Raw genomic sequence first — 16,019 nt, 5'->3', positions numbered from 1 at the left:
CCACGGCTCAGCAGTCCCCGATGCGCTCGCCCTCGATCTCCATGATGATCGTCATCGGGCCCATGGGGCTGTCGACGTCGGTGGTCATGGTGCCTTCGGAACGCGTCCCCATGAAGCGCATCTCGCCTTCCATGGTGGCGCGGTCGCCCTGCGGATCGGTGCAGGTCATGGCGAAGTCGGCGCCGTCGGAGCGGACGTCCACGTGATCCAGGGTGCATTCTTCCGGAACCTCGATGACGTCCTCGCCCTTTTCGATGTCTTCCTGCGTCACGCATTCGCGGGTGACTTCGACCTGGTCCTGCATCTGGGGCATGCCTTCGATGGTGGTCGTATGGGTGTACTCCCATTCGCCGGGTTCGATGTTGGGGGTCTCGGCCTGGGCGGCCACGGGCAGGGCCAGCAGGGCCAGCGGGATCAGGAATCGCAGCATGACGGTTCTCCGGATGCGGAAAAGGGCTTTCCCGATCCATCTTGCATGGGGGCCGGAGGTGTGGCAACTCTGCGTTTGGAGGGGACGAGGAGTACGCAATGACGGGACGCTGGTGGTTGCCGCTGATCGTTGTGCTGGTCGCGGCCGGAGCCTGGCGCGAGCTGGTGCAGGACGACGCGCGGGAGGCGGACGCCCCGGCCCCGGCCGCGTTCGCGGAGCACCCGGTTGCGCCGGGGTGCCGGCTCCCGGTGACCTTTCATCTCGATCGGGTGGACACGGCGTTCGGTCTGGAGGAACACGAAGTGCGCGCGGCCCTGCGCGATGCCCGCCGGATGTGGGAGGCGGTGACCGATGCCCGGCTGTTTCGCGAGCGGGCGGGCGAGGGCGTGGCCGTGCGGCTGGTGTTCGACGAGCGGCAGGCCGAGGCCCTGCGGCGCGAGCAGGTCCGCTCGGGGCTGGAAGAACGGTACGCGGAGATCGAGCGACGGCGCGATCGTCTGGATCACGCGCGCTCCGCGCTGGAGGCGGACCTCCGCCGCCACGGGGAAGACCGCGAAGACCTGGCAGAGCGCCAGGCGGCTCACCGGCGCGACGTTTCCGCCTGGAATGCCGGCGAGGGGCGCCGCAGCGAGGCGCGTCGCGCGCGGCTGGAGCGCGAAGCGGAGGCCATCGAGGGCCAGCGGCGCCAGCTGAACCGCCGGGCCGAGCGCCTGGACGAGCGCCGCGAAGAACTGGAACAACGCCGGGCGGAGCTGGACGCGGCGATCGCGGACTACAACGCCCGTGCGGACGGCCACAACGAGCGCTCGCGCGGAGCGACCGGATTCAACGTGGGACTGTACGAACAGTCCGCCGACGGACGCGCCATCACGGTCTATCAGGCCGCCGACCGCGAACGGCTGACGCTGGTGCTGGCGCACGAGCTGGGCCATGCGCTGGGCATCGGCCATGTTGCGGATCCGGCGGCGGTGATGCACGCCAGTCTGGGTGCCGAGAATGCGGGGCGCGAGCGGCTCGCGGAGGCCGACCGGCGTGCGCTGGAACAGGCCTGCGACGTGACCACCGAGTCCACCGGGCCCACCGGGCCCGCACGGGGTCAGTAGCGGTAGCGCAGCCCTGCCGACAGGATGTTCACCCGCCCGCGGGTGCTGCCGCTGTATTCCACCGTGCCGGTGTCGAATTCGCGGGTCAGTTCGATGTCCTCGCTCGACACGTGGACGTAGGAGTAGCCGAGGTCGACGCTCAGTCGTTCCGACGGATGCCAGGAGGCCCCCAGCGACAGCCAGGTGCGGTCGCCGTCCGGGGTTCGGGTCGAGCGGTGGCTGTCGCGGGTGGGGGTGCGGTCGTACTGGATGCCGCCGCGCAGGGTCCAGGCCGGGTTGAGCTCGTATTCGGCCCCGATCGCCAGGGCGTAGCTGTTGCGATAGTCCTGCTCCAGCTCCTGTTCGGCCAGTGGGTGGCTGGACTCCACCGCGATCTCGTCGAAGTTCGACCACTTGAACCAGGTGTACTGCAGCAGCCCGGTCCAGCGTTCGTTGAAGCGATGGCTGAGCGCGGCGCTGGCGATGTCCGGGAGCTTGAGGTCGGCCTCGCCGGTGGCCACCACCGGCCCGGTCAGCGGCGGGCCGTTCTCCGGCATGGCGACGCGCGCCGTGCCCTTGAGCGTGTGGGTCACCCCGCTGCGATAGTGCAACCCGAGGCGAGTGGTGTCCGCGAGGTCGATCAGCACGCCGAGGTTGTACCCCACGTCCCAGCTGTCCCCTTCCAGGCGGTATTCGCCGTCGAGTGCCGGGTCCGGACCAATCGGGTCCGGGATGGCCGCACGCAGCGTGGCATCGGCGTACTGCAGGTCGATGCCACCGCCGACGGAGACCCGGTCGCTGACCTGCACGGCGATGCTGGGCTGCAGATTGAGCACCCGCAGGTCGGTCTCCAGCGAGTCGTAGCGGGCGAAGAAATCGTCGTCGTACTCGCCCTTCAGTCCGAAATGGGTGCCCAGGCCGAAGCCCAGCCATACGCGATCCGACTGCGGCTCGGCCCAGTAGAAACTGGGCAGCGGGGTGGGGTCGTAGGGGTTGTCGCCCTCGCTGCCCTCCACGGGCGACGTCTGGCCGTTCGCATTCGTGAAGCTCGAGCCGTCGTTGCGGGTGCTGGAGCGCGGGAACAGCAGATGCGCACCGGCCTGCACCTCGGCGCTTTCCAGGCGGGTCATGCCGGCGGGGTTGAAATAGATGGTGCTGGCGTCGGAGGCGATGGCGGCCTCGCCGGCATAGGCCCGGCCCAGGCCGGTGACCCCCTGTTCCTGCAGGTAGAAGCCGGCGGCCAGCACGGTGGCCGGGGCCAGACCGAGCGGCGCGGCGATGGCCGCGGCCGCGAGATGGCGCGGTCGAACAGGCATGGTTCCCCCCTTCACACCCGTGACACGGATTCTCGTGATCCGTCTGACAGCCGAAGGTAGCGACCCCGCCGGCCGGACACAAGGGCCGGCTTGCAACGGGGGCTTAAGGAAACACTGATCAATGTACACGCTCGCGCTCGAGTCGCTTTTGCGTGCGAACAAGGCGCGGCGACCGCCGTGCAGTCATTCTGCACAAGGAAGCCGCAACGCCGTGCGCGCGCAAAAGCGGCCGAGCCCCTACGGGGTTGGGCCCCGGGTTCCCCGATCCGGCGTTGCGCCGCTTGCGGGTAGAACCACTACCCGCTGCACGACGCGCCTTGTCTCGGAAAACCCGGGGCACCAACTCGAGCGTGTACATTGATCAGTGTTTCCTTAAATCAGCAGCAGGGCGAGCCCGATGGCGGCGGCCGCCGCGCCGCCACCGGCCAGCCCCAGGGTGCGGGCGGTGAAGCGGCCGATCACCGGGCGTGCCCGTTCGCGCCGGGTGAATGCATCCTGCACGGCGACCAGCGCGGTAATGGCGCCGGCGACCAGCAGGATGATGCCGAAGATGTCCAGCAGTGGGGCGTATTCCATGTCGGTGTCCCTGGCGGCGGTCGAGGCTGCTTTGGTGGATCATCCGGCGCGGCTGCGGGTTCCGCATCCCAACCCTGATCACGTCAGGGTTGGTTGTGAACGGGGTCTCAGTGCCCGAAGGTAGCAATGACCATTCAGGATAGTGGGTTGTCAGGAGACAGCCAATCGGGAGGGATCTCATGTCATCGATCTTGCTCAATCGTTCGCAGCATGCGCGTCACTGGTTTCGGTCGGGCCTGATGGTCGCCGGCGCGGCCATACTGATGGCCTGCGGCCCCGGCGAAGGGCAGTCCGAGGTGCCCGGGGTGGAGGCGTCCGCGCTGGCGCATCCGGAGGAAGCGGGCGAACTGGTGGTGGTCACCCGCAACGCACCCACCGCCTGGTTCTACGACCGCCATACCGAGACCGCGGGCCCCGAACACGATCTGGTGGAGGCGTTCGCCGACGCCCGCGGCTGGGACGTCGAGTGGCAGGTGGTGGATTCGGTCGATGCCGTGCTGCGGGCCCTCGCCTCGGGAGAGGTCCACATGGCCGCGGCCGGGCTCACGCACCTCGAGTCGCGCGATGCCGATTTCCTCCGCGGGCCGCAGCACACCGAGGTGACCGAGCAGGTCGTCTGTCATCGTGACCAGCGTCCGCAGCCGCAGACGGCCGCCGACCTGGACGGGCTGGAGCTGGCGGTGAGTGCCAGCAGTGCCTACGTGGAAACGCTGCAGGCGCTGGAGGAGCCCGTGCCCTACCGTGCCGAGCCCGAGGGTACCGAGCGGCTGCTGGCGGCCGTGGAAGAGGGCCGGCTGGACTGCACCGTGGCGGATTCGCATATCGCCGAACTCAACCGGCGGATGTTCCCGCATCTGGAAGTGGCCTTCGACCTGAGTGACGTCCGCGCGATCGGCTGGTACCTGCACCCCGATTTCGAGGGGCTGGCCGCACAGGCGCGCGCCTGGATGGACACCGACGAGGGCACGCAGGCCCGCGCCCGGGTGGACGAGCTGTACTACGCCTATGTACCCGAATTCGATTTCGTCGACCTGCGCGCGCTGACCCGGCGCATCGACCAGCGGCTGCCGGACTTCCGGCCGGTGTTCGAGGAGGCCGCGGACGAGTACGAACTGCCCGCCGACCTGCTGGCCGCGCTGGCCTACCAGGAGTCGCACTGGGATCCGGAGGCCCGCAGTCCCACCGGGGTGCGCGGCCTGATGATGCTGACGCAGCGCACTGCGCAGGAGCTGGGGATCGAGGATCGCCTGGATCCGGAGCAGAGCATTCGCGGCGGCGCGCGTTACCTGCGTCAGATGCACGAGCGCCTGGGTGAAGACATTCCGGAACCGGACCGCACCTATCTCGCGCTGGCCAGCTACAACATCGGCCGCGGGCATCTGCTGGACGCGCGGCGCCTGGCGCGCGAGCTGGGCCGTGATCCCGACCGCTGGGCGGACATGCGCGAGGTGCTGCCACTGCTGACCGAGGAGCGTTACTACAGCGACCTGCGTTACGGCTATGCGCGTGGCTACCAGCCGGTGTACTACGTCCAGCGCATCCGCAACTACCGCGACGTGATCCGGCCGGTGTTCGTCGAGGACGAATCGGCGCCGCTCACCGGGTCGCGGGTGGCGCTGGACTGAGCACGCTCCCGGTCAGGTCCTCCAGGGCCCGCGCCCAGGCCGGCAGCAGCGCGTCGGTTTCCAGCGCCGAGACGTCCACCGGTGGCGGCAGGCCGTCGGTCAGCCAGCTGTCCAGTCGCGCGGCCAGGGCCTCGGGGTCGCCGGCCGGATAGCGGTATTCGGGCGGATACTGCTCCGGGTAGCAAAGGGCGTCCGGGACCAGCGGACGCGCGCCGGCGCCGCTGGCCTCCAGCATCGACAGTCCCTGGAATTCGTGTGCGGTGGTGCTGACCACGATGCCCGCCCGCCGCAGCAGGGCGTCGTATTCCTCACGCGGCTGGCGCCCGTCGGCCACGACCCGTGCACCGAAACGCTCCCGGATGCGCTGCAGGGCGTCGGGGGGCGGTTCCGGGCGTGGACCCAGCAGGGCCAGGCGAAAATCCCGCCCGCGCGCGGCCAGTCTTTCCAGCGCCTCGGCGAAGAGTTCCGGGCGCTTGTCGTATTCCCAGCGATGGTTCCACAGGATCAGCCTCGGGTCGCGTTCCGGCGTGCCCCCGTCGGGTCGCCGCGGCGGCGCGACCGGGACCGGGAGTACGTGCGCCCGCTCGGCCAGGCGCTCGGGGACGCCGGGCGGGACTGCGTCGGGCATGCGCCGCAACAGGGCCCGCAGGCCGTCGAGGAAGGAATCGCGATTGAATGCGGAGTTGAATGCGATGCGCCCGGCGGACAGCGCGCCGTAGACCTGCACTATCTGCGGCTCGATGGAGCGCACCTGATGCTCGCCCACCGGGTAGGCGAACTGGTTTTCGTGGAAGTAGTACAGCGCGGGCAGGGCCGCCAGCGGCGGGTGCAGGCCCCGCAGCGTGGCCAGATCCACCATCGAGGTGGCGACGATCGCATCGGGGCGCACGCCTTCCAGCGCATCCAGCCACGAGATCGGGTTGCCGCGGATGCGCCAGCGGAAATGGCGCCCGGGCAGTTCGAAGCGCTGCCAGTCGATGCCGGGAAAGGCGGTCACCAGGGCGTCCGCCCACGCGGCATGGCTGTCGGCACGATAGGCCGACAGCAGCAGCACGCGTGGACGTATTTCCCGGTTCATTCGGGCTGCGCTCTGTCTCAGCCGCCGGTCGGGGCGGTCCAGCGTTCGCCCTGCATCGGCTCGTCCACCGGTGTGGCGGCGAGGTGGTTGGTGTAGTTGGACAGGGTCTTGAGGCCGATGGCGAGGATGACCTCCAGCATCTTCTGCGGGGTGTGGCCGGCCTCCAGAAAGGCCTGCTTGTCCTTCTCGTCCACCCAGCCGCGGTGTTCCAGCATGGCCCGGGCAAACCCGCGCAGGGCCTCCAGCGCGGGGTCCTCCAGCGGCCGGTCCTCGCGCAGGGCATCTACCACCGAATCGGCGACGCCGGCCATCCGCCCGGTCATGCTGTGGGCGGCCATGCAGTAATCACAGGCATGGAAACGACTGACGGTGAGCAGCAGCACGGCCTGTTCCTCGCCGCTCAGCGAGGTCTGCTGCAGGAGTTCGTTGAGATCGAGATAGGCCGCGGCCAGGGCCGGGGCGGTGGCCATCTTGCGGATCAGGTTGGGGACCATGCCGAAGGCGGCCTCGGCGCGGTCGAAACTGGCGGCGGCCGCGGGGGCCGATGCGCGGTCATGCAGGGGGAAATCGGATTCGGTCGTCATGGCGCGTCTCCGTCGGGATGGGTGGTGAGCAGCAGGTCCTGCAGCGCCGGGGCCAGGCGCAGGATGGTGTCCGCATCCTGTTCCGCCCGCGCCATCAGCAGGATGCCCTCCATCAGCGCGAGCCAGTGATCGGCGAGGCGGGCGGTGTCAGTGCGTGCGTCCAGTTCGCCGTGCGCGACGGCCGCGTCGAGGGGCGCGCGGAATTGCGCGCGGATCGCGTCCAGATGGCCCTGCATGGCTTCGCGCAGGCGCGGGCTCTGCGTGCCGGTTTCCACCGCCAGGCTGCCGAACGGGCAGCCGGGAAGGCGACCCTCCGCGGCCTGCATGCGTGCCTGGAATGCGTGGATCGCGCCGACGAAGGCGGTGATCCGCTCGCGCAGTCCTCCGGGTCCGTGCAGGGCGGGCTGCAGGACTTCCGCCGCGAACTCGCCGTACAGCGCCTCCAGCGTGGCGATGACCAGATCCTCCTTTCCCGGGAAGAAGTGATAAAGGCTGCCGCGCCGCACGCCGGCGCGCTCGCAGATGCCGGCGATGCCCACCGAACCGTAGCTGCGGGTGAGCACCAGACCACGGGTGGCATCCATCAGGGCCTGTCGGCTTTGGTCTCCGGTCGTCATGATCTACAGTCTAGTTGACCAGTCGGTCAACACAAGGGGAGGGAATCCAATGGGAGATCCAATGAACGAAGCGAAAGGCCTTGAGGGCGGCGTTTCGGATGACGGGGCCCCGGGTACCTCCGGTGGATCGGCCACGTCGCCGGTGCATGTGCCGGTGCGGTATCGCAGGACATGGGAGGATGGCTTCGGCGCGCGCGGCTGGAAGTTGGCCCTTCCGGGACTGGGCGAGGACGTGATTGCCGCGACGCCGTTCACCGGCGAACGCATCCCCACCTCGGTCTTCGTGCATGACATCGTGGACCACCACCTGTGCGGCTTCGCGCTGTCCGGCTACCTCGACGAGGCGGGGGCGCTGATGCAGCTGGCGCTGCGCACGGGCTCGGATCCGGTGGAGGACTATCGTCAGATGATCGACGAGGACCTGCTGCCCGGGCGTCCGGTCGCGGACGACTGGCCGGCCCTGTTGCCGCAAGCCCTGCGGCCCGGCTCGGATACGCGCCCCGATCCGGAGCATCTGCGCGGGCTGGCGCAGTGGGCGGGGCAGGGGGCCCTGCGGGCACTGCTGGTTGCGGGTTTCGTGCAGGCCGGGTACGCGCGTCTGGCGAGCGCGCGCGCGAACTGGGAAGGATACGGTCTGGACGTGCGGGCCCGGGAGGCCATTGCGCTGGCGCTGCAGCGCCTGTTCGACCGTCTGGACGAACGCATGCTGGCGGGCGACGTGAGGCACGCCGAGGGGGTATTCGAGATCACCGACCGGCGGGTGGCTTATCGCGATGCCGGCGGAGCGAGGGAGGATGCGGAGAGCGTAAAAAAAGACCCCGCCGATGCGTGACCGGCGGGGTCGGGGCGTGCCCGTGAATCAGCTCATCACGTGCGCGTCGCACCAGCCGGCTTCGTTGACCAGGACGTTCTGGAAATCCTGGTGGAAGCAGCCGCCCCAGCCTTCCGGGGCATCCACGTTGGCGTTCCAGAAGGCGCAGTTGTCGCAGCGCGCGCCTTCCTGGAACTGCGGGTGATCCGCGGCATCGGCCGCGTCGTTGACGTAGTCGTGGGCGTGACCGTCTTCGGCCTTCTCGTCCGCGGCGTGGACGGACTGCGTGCCCATCAGGCTCACCACCGGAATGGCGGCCACCGCGGCGGATGCGCGGCGCAGGAAGGCACGGCGATTGGCGTTGTGCTTGTCGGACATGGAAAACCTCCGTACTTGCGTAGGCTTGTGAATGTTCTTCGCTGACAACGTCCGGTGTTTTTTACTGTGTATTCCGGACGCTGTTTTCGAGTGTTACAGACCACGAGGGTTCCCGGCCAGATCCGGGATCCGTGTCGCGGGGCTCCGGTCTGCGCATCGGCCTCACCCTGAGTAGATGACACGGGCTCGCGGGAAATTCCTTCCGCTCCCGCCGGTGCGGTCGATCGGTAATGGCTGCGGCGGGCTTCCGGGGTATCGTCACCTGCCCCGGGCAGTTTTACGGAGCGGGTGTCAGCGTTAAACTACCGTGAAACACAAGCTTTTCCGGGAGTTCGACATGCAGGTACGCAGGATGATGTTCGCAATGGCCGCCGCCCCGCTCCTGGCGGTCGGCACCGCCAGTGCCGACGGGATGGGGCTCAACCCGAGCTTTGCGGTGATGGGGGGTGGCCTGTGGACCACCGACTCCGATCTGCGAGATGACCCGGCCTATGGTCTGGAAATCGGCGCCGACTGCCTGCTGTTCCAGCCGGACAACGGCGTGCTGCGCCATCGTCTGAGCGTGACCGAGTTCGACGACGGCCCGCTGCGGATGACCAGCACCGAACTGAACACCCACTGGGAGTTTGAAGTTGCCGACAGCGTGACCATGGGCTTCGGGCCCGGGCTGGGCTATGTAAACACCAAGCTGGACGGTGACCGCAACGGTCTGTGGGCCGGGCAGTTCGGCGGCTCGGTGCAGTACGACGTGGACGACACCCTGTTCGTCGGCATGGAAGCGCGCTACCAGATCACCGAGAGCGATCGCTTCGCCGGCTCGCGCGAGGACATGGACAACATGCGCGTGATGGCCAAGGTCGGTTTCAATTTCTGAACCGGCAGGGCCTTGACTGAGAAAAAGGGCCGTCCCGGGCGACCGGGGCGGCCTTTTTTGTGCGTTCTGTCACGGAATCGGCGGGCTTGTGGCCGGCGCCGAACTCCGACAGGATTGAACCGTGACGCACCAACCACCCGGATGAAGCCCGCCCATGGATGAATCCCGTCCCGATGCCCCCGACACCTCTGACACGCCCGGCGGCTCCGGGGACGATACCGGTGCCACCCCTCCGTGGCATGCACTGGAAGCCGACGAGGCCCTGCGGCGCCACGACGCCGCACGCGAGGGGCTGAGCAGCGACGAGGCCCGTGAACGGCTGGAGCGTTTCGGTCCCAACGCCCTCAAGCCGCCGGAGAAGGCCGGGGTACTGCGGCGCTTTCTGCGTCATTTCCACAACATCCTGATCTACATCCTGGTGCTGGCGGCCATCGGGACCGCCCTGCTGGGCCACTGGGTGGACACCGGGGTGATCCTGGCGGTGGTGCTGATCAACACGCTGATCGGCTTCGTCCAGGAGGGCAAGGCGGAAAAGGCGCTGGATGCGATCCGCAGGATGCTCTCGCCGCAGGCGGTGGTGCGGCGCGACGGCGAACGCCGCGAGGTCCCCGCCGACAGCCTGGTGCCGGGGGATATCGTGTATCTCCAGGCCGGGGATCGCGTGCCGGCCGACGTGCGGCTGTTCGAAACCCGCAACCTGCAGGTCGAGGAGGCGGTGCTGACCGGGGAGTCGGTGGCGGTCGAGAAGGATACGGCCGCGGTCGATGAAGGCGCCGACCTGGGCGATCGGCGCGGCATGGCGTTCTCCGGCACGCTGGTGTCCTTCGGCCGGGGTACCGGGGTGGTGGTGGCCACCGGCGGCGATACCGAGATCGGGCGCATCTCTACCATGCTGGGCGAGGTGGAGAGCCTCGAGACGCCGCTGGTGCGCCAGGTGGCGCAGTTCGGCCGCTGGCTGGCCGGCGTCATCATCGTCATCTCGGCGGCGACCTTTGCCTTCGGCTTCTGGGTGCGCGATTACCCGCTGGACGAGATGTTCCTGGCGGCCGCCAGTCTGGCGGTGTCCACCATCCCCGAGGGCCTGCCGGCGATCCTGACCATCGCCCTGGCCATCGGGGTGCAGAAGATGGCCCGGCGCAACGCGATCATCCGCAAGCTGCCGGCGGTGGAGACGCTGGGTTCGGTGTCGGCGATCTGTTCCGACAAGACCGGGACCCTGACCCGCAACGAGATGACCGTGCAGGCGCTGATGACCGGTGCCGGCGAATACGGGGTCAGCGGGGTCGGTTATGCGCCACACGGCGATTTCACGCGTGACGGGGCGGAGGTGGAGCCGACCGATGCCCCGTGTCTGGAAGAGGTCCTGCGTGCGGGGCTGCTGTGCAACGACGCGGAGGTCTTCGAAAAGGACGGTCAGTGGGTGATGCAGGGCGACCCCACCGAGGGGGCGCTGGTGACGGCGGCGTTCAAGGCCGGCCTGAGCGCGCGCCACGAGCACGAGTGCCTGCCGCGCACCGACGTGATCCCGTTCGAATCGGATCACCGTTACATGGCGACCCTGCATCACGACCACGACGGCCACGGGCGCATCTACCTGAAGGGGGCCCCGGAACGGGTGCTGGAGCTGTGCGAGCACCAGGCCACCGCCGACGGTCGCGAGCCGCTGCGGGCGGATGAATGGCATGCGTCGATGGACGCGATCGCCGCGCGCGGTCAGCGCCTGCTGGCCATCGCCCGGCGCGCCACCACCGCCGAGCAGCGCGAGCTGACCTATGGTGACGTGGAACAGGGCGGATTCATCCTGCTGGCGCTGGTGGGGATCATCGATCCGCCCCGCGACGAGGCGATCGCCGCGGTCGCCGACTGCCAGCGGGCCGGGATCCGGGTCAAGATGATCACCGGCGACCATGCGGCCACCGCGCGGGCGATCGGCGAGCAGCTGGGCCTGCGCGGCGAGGGCGGCACGCTGACCGGGCAGCAGCTGGAGGCCATGGACGACGACGAACTGGCGCGCGCGGTGGAAGACACCGACGTGTTCGCGCGTACCACGCCGGAGCACAAGCTGCGGCTCGTCAGGGCGCTGCAGGGCAATGGCCGTATCGTGTCCATGACCGGGGACGGGGTGAACGACGCGCCGGCCCTCAAGCGCGCGGATGTTGGCGTGGCCATGGGGCACAAGGGGACCGAGGCGGCCAAGGAGGCCTCGGAGATGGTGCTGGCGGACGACAACTTCGCCTCCATCGCGCATGCGGTGGAAGAAGGCCGCACGGTCTACGACAACATCCGCAAGGCCATTCTGCACATGCTGCCCACCAATGCCGGGCAGTCGCTGACCATCATGATGGCGATCCTGATGGGCCTGGCCCTGCCCCTGACCCCGGTGCAGGTGCTGTGGGTCAACATGGTGACCTCGGTGACCCTGGCGATGGCGCTGGCCTTCGAAAGGACCGAGCCGGGGGTGATGGGCCGTCCGCCGCGTGCGCCCGACACCCCGCTGCTGTCGGGCTTTTTGCTGTGGCGCATCCCGTTCGTGGCGATCCTGTTGTGGCTGGGGACCTTCGGCCACTTCGTGTACATGGAGGAGGTGCTGGGGGTGGCCGATGACCTGGCCCGGACTGTCGCCATCAACACCCTGGTGGCCGGTCAGGCCTTCTACCTGCTGAACCTGCGCCTGATCCATCAGCCGGTGCTGGCGGGCGGCGAGCTGTTCCGCTCGCGAGCGATGTGGATCGCCATCGGGGTGCTGGTCGTGCTGCAGCTGGCGTTCACCTACGTGCCGGTGATGCACACCCTGTTCGGCACCACCGCCATCGATACCGGGGACTGGGCGCGCATCCTGCTGTTCGGGCTGGCGGTGTTCCTGATCGTGGAAGGCGAGAAGCTGGTGTTCCGGCGCATGGGGTGGGCCGGGGCCGGTATCAGTCGGTGTGGGTGACCCACTCGCGGCCGGTGGCCTCTTCCCAGTCTGCGGGTGTGGGCGTGCTGCGGTCGTAGTCCAGCCAGGCCTCGTACACCTCGTCGGGCCAGTGCGACTGCAGCCAGTAGATGATGGCCTCGGCGTCTTCTTCGTCGATCTGTTCCTCGAACGAGGGCATGGTGCCGCCACGGGCCTGACCGCCGTACCGGATCATGTCCTTGAGCTGCCACCAGGGGTGGTGCCAGGTGTGGGCCGAGCCGTCGAGCGGCGGCGGGGGCCAGTTGCCGTCTTCGTCCGGCTGGTGCCAGTTCTCCGCCCCCTCGCGGTCCTCGCCATGGCAGGCCGCGCAGTACTGCTGGTAGAGGTGCTCGCCGCGCGCGAGGATCTCCGGGTTGTCGGTGCGTTCGCGGTGTTCCGGCTCGCTGGACCAGAAGCCGCCGTCACAGCCGGCCAGCAGCAGGGGCAGGGCCAGGGCGAGAAGCGGGGAGGCCCGCAGGGTCGCGGTCACTCGGCTTCCCCTTCGTCCGGCGAGTCGTCCCCGCCGAAGGCATCACGGACCCCGTCCCAGGCGTCGCGCGAGCCGTCGCGGATGCGGCCCCAGGCGTCCCGTGACCCGTCGCGTACGCCATCCCAGGCCTCGCGGGAACCTTCGCGGACGCCGCCCCAGGCCTCGCGCGAGCCGTCCCGCACGCCTTCCCAGGCCTTGCGCGAGCCTTCGCGGATCGATCCGCCGGCGCGCCCGCTGCGCAGCTCCATGTCGTCGTACCAGGCGGCCAGGGCATCGCGTTCGTCGTCCAGGGCCTGCAAGGCCCGTTCGCGGTTTTCGCGCGTGGTGTCGGCGAGATCGTCCCAGGTCTCGCTGGCCTCCCGGTGCAGGCGCTGCAGGGTGTCATCCATCGCGTCCAGGGTATCCCGGGTGCGTTCGCGTGCGGTCTCGTCGCCTTCTTCGGCATCGCGCTGCAGCTGCTCGCGGCGCTGCTGCCAGTCGTCGCGCAGGCTTTCCATCGACTCGCTGGTGGTTGCGGCGGCGGTGGTTTCGTCGCCGGATTCCGCCCAGGCGGCCGGTGGCAGCGCCAGCAGGAGCCCGAGCACGGCCAGGAGTAACAGTCGGGTGGCTGGATTGCGGGTCATGAGGAGTCTCCGGATGCCTCGATTTGTCCACCATGGTAGACGAGTGCGGCCCGGTGTAGTTTCCCCAGTTCCGTGCGCGACGGCCGACGAGGAGGTGAATCCGTGAAATTCGACGCTTTTGTCCGCGGTGCTCCGGGCCTGTCCGTGATCATCCCCGCGTGGAACGAGGCGGAATGGCTGCCGCGGACCCTGGCCGCGGTCCAGGGGGCGCTGGCCGGTGTCGAACGGGCCAGCGAGATCATCGTGGTCGACAATGCCTCCACGGATGCCACCCCGGAGATCGCGCAGCGCGCGGGCTGCCGGGTGGTGTACGAGCCCGAGCGTCGCATCAGTCGGGCGCGCAATGCCGGTGCCGGGGCGGCCCGCGGGCAGTACCTGCTGTTCGTGGATGCCGACACCTGGCCCGATGCCGAACTGCTGCAGGCCACGCTGGACGCGCTCGACCGCGGAACGGTGTGCGGCGGTGGTGCCCGGGTCGCCTTCGATCACCTCGACCATCGCATTTATCGCTGGGGCGCGGCCGCATGGAACGCCCTCTCCGCGCGCCTGGGGCTGGCGGCCGGCTGCTACGTGTTCTGCACCCGCGAGGCGTTCACGGCCGCGGGCGGTTTCAGCGAGGCGGTCTATGCCGGCGAGGAGGTGTTCCTGTCACGGGCGCTGAAACGTCGGGGCAGGGCGCGCGGGCAGCGTTTCGAAATCCTGCAGACGCCGGTGCTGACCTCCGGGCGCAAGGAGGACTGGTTTCACCCCGCGCGCCACGTCCTGGTGGTGCTGCAGGTGCTGCTGTTGCCCTGGAGCTTGCGTTCGCGGCGTCTGAGCTGGTTCTGGTACACGCGTCCCCCGCGCAATCCCTGATTCACACAGCGTCGAAGCGGCTGCGCCCCGAGGCCTTGGCCGCATACAGGGCATGGTCGGCGCGTTCGAGGATCTCGTCCACCGGTTCGCCGGGTTGTGCGAGATGGCCCCCGGCGCTGAAGGTCACCGGCGTGTCCTCCGGCGTCTCGACCCGGGCGGCGGCCTCCACGACGGTCTGCCCCGTCGCCGCCAGGCGGCCTTCGTCGCAGGGGTGCAGCAGGATCAGGAATTCGTCCCCGCCCCAGCGCGCGACCCGGTCGTCGGGGCCGAGGAATTCGCGCAGCCGTTCGGCGACCCGGGTCAGGGTCACGTCACCCTCGGCATGGCCGTGGGTATCGTTCAGCGGCTTGAAGTGGTCCAGATCGAGGTAGATCACGCCGAACGGCTCCCCGGAACGCCGGGCGCTCCGGACGTGGTCGTCCAGCAGTTCGTCCATGCCCCGCCGGTTCACCAGGCCCGTCAGCGGATCCTTGCGGGCCATCTCGTGCAGTGCCTCGGTGCGTTCGCGGACCTTGGTTTCGAGGTCGCGGGTGTGGCTGCGGATGGCCTCGGCCATGCCGTGGTAATGGCGGATCAGGCGGCCGATCTCGCCACGCCCCTCGGGCAGTTCGACCGGCCGCAGGTCGCCCGCCTGGATGCGCGCCATGGCCGTTTCCAGTGCGGCCACCGGGCGGAAGATCAGGCGCTGCAGCGCAAGGTGGACCAGCAGCAGCGTGAGCACCAGGGTGAAAGCGAAGACCACCAGGACCGGCGCGAAATGGCGCACCGGCATCACCTTGTCGAGGTCCAGCAGGGTGATTTCATACCAGTCGAGAGCCGGCAACCGGGCAATGCCCGCCAGCTGGCGCTGCCCGTCGACCTGGACGAAGTCGGTGCGCACCTCGCCTTCCGGATCGGACAGATTCCGCAGTTCGTCCATCATGGAGCGGATGCGCTGGTGGTCGCGGGGACGGTCGACCAGGCGTTCCACCGTGCTTTTCTGACCCTCCGGCTGCACCAGGCTGGCGAATTCGATGAACTCCGGATCGCGGTAGAGCTGGATGGCACCGCTGAAGTCGGCGAACACCGTGGTGATCCCCGGCTGCTCGATGTCGACGATGTCGCGCAGGATGCCGTCCAGTTCCAGGCCGGTCCCGGTCATGCCGAGGATCGAGCCGTCGCGGTCGCGGATCAGTACGTCGATCCACAGCTTGGTGACCCCCAGCTCGGTGTCCGGATTGACGTTGAGATGGAAGTCGCGTTCCTCCTCGATCAGGCGGAAGAACCAGGCATCATCGGGGTCGTCGGGGTCCAGGTGATAGCGCAGCGGGTCGTCGGCGAATTCGTCGTCGGCGTTGTTGTGGTAGTAGGCGCCGTTTTCGCGCAGGGCCACGAAGTAGTTTTCGTCGCGGAAATTGCCACGAAAGCTCTCCATCTCCTCGATGGCGGCCGCCTCCCTGTCGGGGTTGTCGGGTTCGCGGGCGAACCGGAGGATGGCGGTGGAGTCGGCCAGCTGGTGCGACAGGGCGATCTCGCGTTCCAGCGGCTGCTGCAGGCGGGCGCTGTCGTAGCGCACCTGAATTTCCGCGACGTGCTGCCCCCATTGCTCGATGATGCCTTCGGCAATGCGCTCGAAGGCGAACCAGACGCCGACCAGTCCGACCAGGAGCAGGGCGCCGGCGAGCATCAGGAAGCGGCTGCGCAGGCTCATGCCGGGGGCGGGAAGGGAGATGGGGGACCGTGCATGGTTCAAGTTTAACCCGCAC

16 protein-coding genes are annotated in these 16,019 nt (G+C 68.9%); 6 read left to right on the top strand and 10 right to left on the bottom strand.

What is annotated here, in order from left to right:
• Window positions 1–7: 7 nt before the first annotated feature.
• Window positions 8–430 carry a DUF3617 family protein gene (locus F790_RS0102425; RefSeq protein ID WP_019590743.1) on the bottom strand — a complete coding sequence of 141 codons (423 nt, stop codon included), beginning with the start codon at window positions 428–430 and terminating at the stop codon, window positions 8–10.
• Between the two features lie 98 nt (window positions 431–528).
• Between F790_RS0102425 and F790_RS0102420 the strand changes: the two genes are divergently transcribed.
• Window positions 529–1,533, top strand: a complete 1,005-nt coding sequence (locus F790_RS0102420) for a matrixin family metalloprotease (protein ID WP_019590742.1) — start codon at window positions 529–531, stop codon at window positions 1,531–1,533.
• Here the strand turns inward: F790_RS0102420 and F790_RS0102415 are convergent.
• Window positions 1,527–2,828 carry an OmpP1/FadL family transporter gene (locus F790_RS0102415; protein WP_019590741.1) on the bottom strand — a complete coding sequence of 434 codons (1,302 nt, stop codon included), beginning with the start codon at window positions 2,826–2,828 and terminating at the stop codon, window positions 1,527–1,529. The two genes, F790_RS0102420 and F790_RS0102415, sit on opposite strands and share 7 nt — an antisense overlap.
• 372 nt (window positions 2,829–3,200) lie before the next feature.
• Window positions 3,201–3,404 carry a DUF3185 family protein gene (locus F790_RS0102410; RefSeq protein ID WP_018870087.1) on the bottom strand — a complete coding sequence of 68 codons (204 nt, stop codon included), beginning with the start codon at window positions 3,402–3,404 and terminating at the stop codon, window positions 3,201–3,203.
• Between the two features lie 179 nt (window positions 3,405–3,583).
• Between F790_RS0102410 and mltF the strand changes: the two genes are divergently transcribed.
• Window positions 3,584–5,029 (top strand): membrane-bound lytic murein transglycosylase MltF, encoded by a 1,446-nt coding sequence (gene mltF / locus F790_RS0102405; protein WP_019590740.1) that lies wholly within the window; start codon window positions 3,584–3,586, stop codon window positions 5,027–5,029.
• On the opposite strand, the gene F790_RS0102400 is transcribed toward mltF, so the two are convergent.
• The 3 genes from F790_RS0102400 to F790_RS0102390 are packed head-to-tail and all read right to left on the bottom strand — an operon-like array spanning window position 5,001 to window position 7,275.
• Entirely contained in the window at window positions 5,001–6,107 is a 1,107-nt protein-coding gene (locus F790_RS0102400; RefSeq protein ID WP_038036486.1) for a DUF3524 domain-containing protein, read from the bottom strand. The two genes, mltF and F790_RS0102400, sit on opposite strands and share 29 nt — an antisense overlap.
• A gap of 17 nt (window positions 6,108–6,124) precedes the next feature.
• Window positions 6,125–6,691, bottom strand: a complete 567-nt coding sequence (locus F790_RS0102395) for a carboxymuconolactone decarboxylase family protein (protein ID WP_019590738.1) — start codon at window positions 6,689–6,691, stop codon at window positions 6,125–6,127.
• The gene (locus tag F790_RS0102390; RefSeq protein ID WP_019590737.1) at window positions 6,688–7,275 is read right to left on the bottom strand and encodes a TetR/AcrR family transcriptional regulator; all 588 of its coding nucleotides are present in this window, start codon (window positions 7,273–7,275) and stop codon (window positions 6,688–6,690) included. The genes F790_RS0102395 and F790_RS0102390 overlap by 4 nt, the downstream gene beginning before the upstream one ends.
• Before the next feature lie 82 nt (window positions 7,276–7,357).
• On the opposite strand from F790_RS0102390, the gene F790_RS0102385 reads away from it, so the two are divergent.
• Entirely contained in the window at window positions 7,358–8,140 is a 783-nt protein-coding gene (locus tag F790_RS0102385) for a hypothetical protein (protein ID WP_026332823.1), read from the top strand.
• A gap of 27 nt (window positions 8,141–8,167) precedes the next feature.
• Here the strand turns inward: F790_RS0102385 and F790_RS0102380 are convergent, their stop codons facing one another.
• Window positions 8,168–8,497, bottom strand: coding sequence for a high-potential iron-sulfur protein (locus tag F790_RS0102380; RefSeq protein WP_019021286.1), 330 nt, complete (start codon window positions 8,495–8,497; stop codon window positions 8,168–8,170).
• Window positions 8,498–8,834: 337 nt separating this feature from the next.
• Between F790_RS0102380 and F790_RS0102375 the strand changes: the two genes are divergently transcribed.
• Entirely contained in the window at window positions 8,835–9,371 is a 537-nt protein-coding gene (locus F790_RS0102375; protein ID WP_019589264.1) for an outer membrane beta-barrel protein, read from the top strand.
• A 154-nt stretch (window positions 9,372–9,525) separates the two neighbouring features.
• On the top strand, window positions 9,526–12,306 hold the full coding sequence (locus F790_RS0102370; RefSeq protein ID WP_019590735.1) for a cation-transporting P-type ATPase: 2,781 nt from the start codon (window positions 9,526–9,528) through the stop codon (window positions 12,304–12,306).
• Here F790_RS0102370 and F790_RS0102365 read toward each other — a convergent pair.
• Window positions 12,290–12,796: a cytochrome c gene (locus tag F790_RS0102365; RefSeq protein WP_019590734.1), complete on the bottom strand. Its 507-nt coding sequence runs from the start codon at window positions 12,794–12,796 to the stop codon at window positions 12,290–12,292. The genes F790_RS0102370 and F790_RS0102365 overlap by 17 nt on opposite strands.
• A complete protein-coding gene (locus tag F790_RS0102360) occupies window positions 12,793–13,419 on the bottom strand; it encodes a hypothetical protein (RefSeq protein ID WP_019590733.1) in 627 nt (208 codons plus the stop codon). Before F790_RS0102360 ends, F790_RS0102365 begins: the two co-directional genes overlap by 4 nt.
• A 102-nt stretch (window positions 13,420–13,521) precedes the next feature.
• Between F790_RS0102360 and F790_RS0102355 the strand changes: the two genes are divergently transcribed.
• Complete coding sequence (locus F790_RS0102355) at window positions 13,522–14,274, top strand: glycosyltransferase (RefSeq protein ID WP_019590732.1); 753 nt, start codon at window positions 13,522–13,524, stop codon at window positions 14,272–14,274.
• A 1-nt stretch (window position 14,275) separates the two neighbouring features.
• Here F790_RS0102355 and F790_RS0102350 read toward each other — a convergent pair whose 3' ends face one another.
• On the bottom strand, window positions 14,276–15,964 hold the full coding sequence (locus F790_RS0102350; RefSeq protein ID WP_019590731.1) for a GGDEF domain-containing protein: 1,689 nt from the start codon (window positions 15,962–15,964) through the stop codon (window positions 14,276–14,278).
• Window positions 15,965–16,019 lie beyond the last annotated feature (55 nt).

It is taken from the genome of Thioalkalivibrio sp. ALE20 (assembly GCF_000381405.1).
Lineage (GTDB): Bacteria > Pseudomonadota > Gammaproteobacteria > Ectothiorhodospirales > Ectothiorhodospiraceae > Thioalkalivibrio.
Note: the sequence above shows the minus strand (reverse complement) of the source record. Positions and strands in the feature narration are given on the sequence as shown.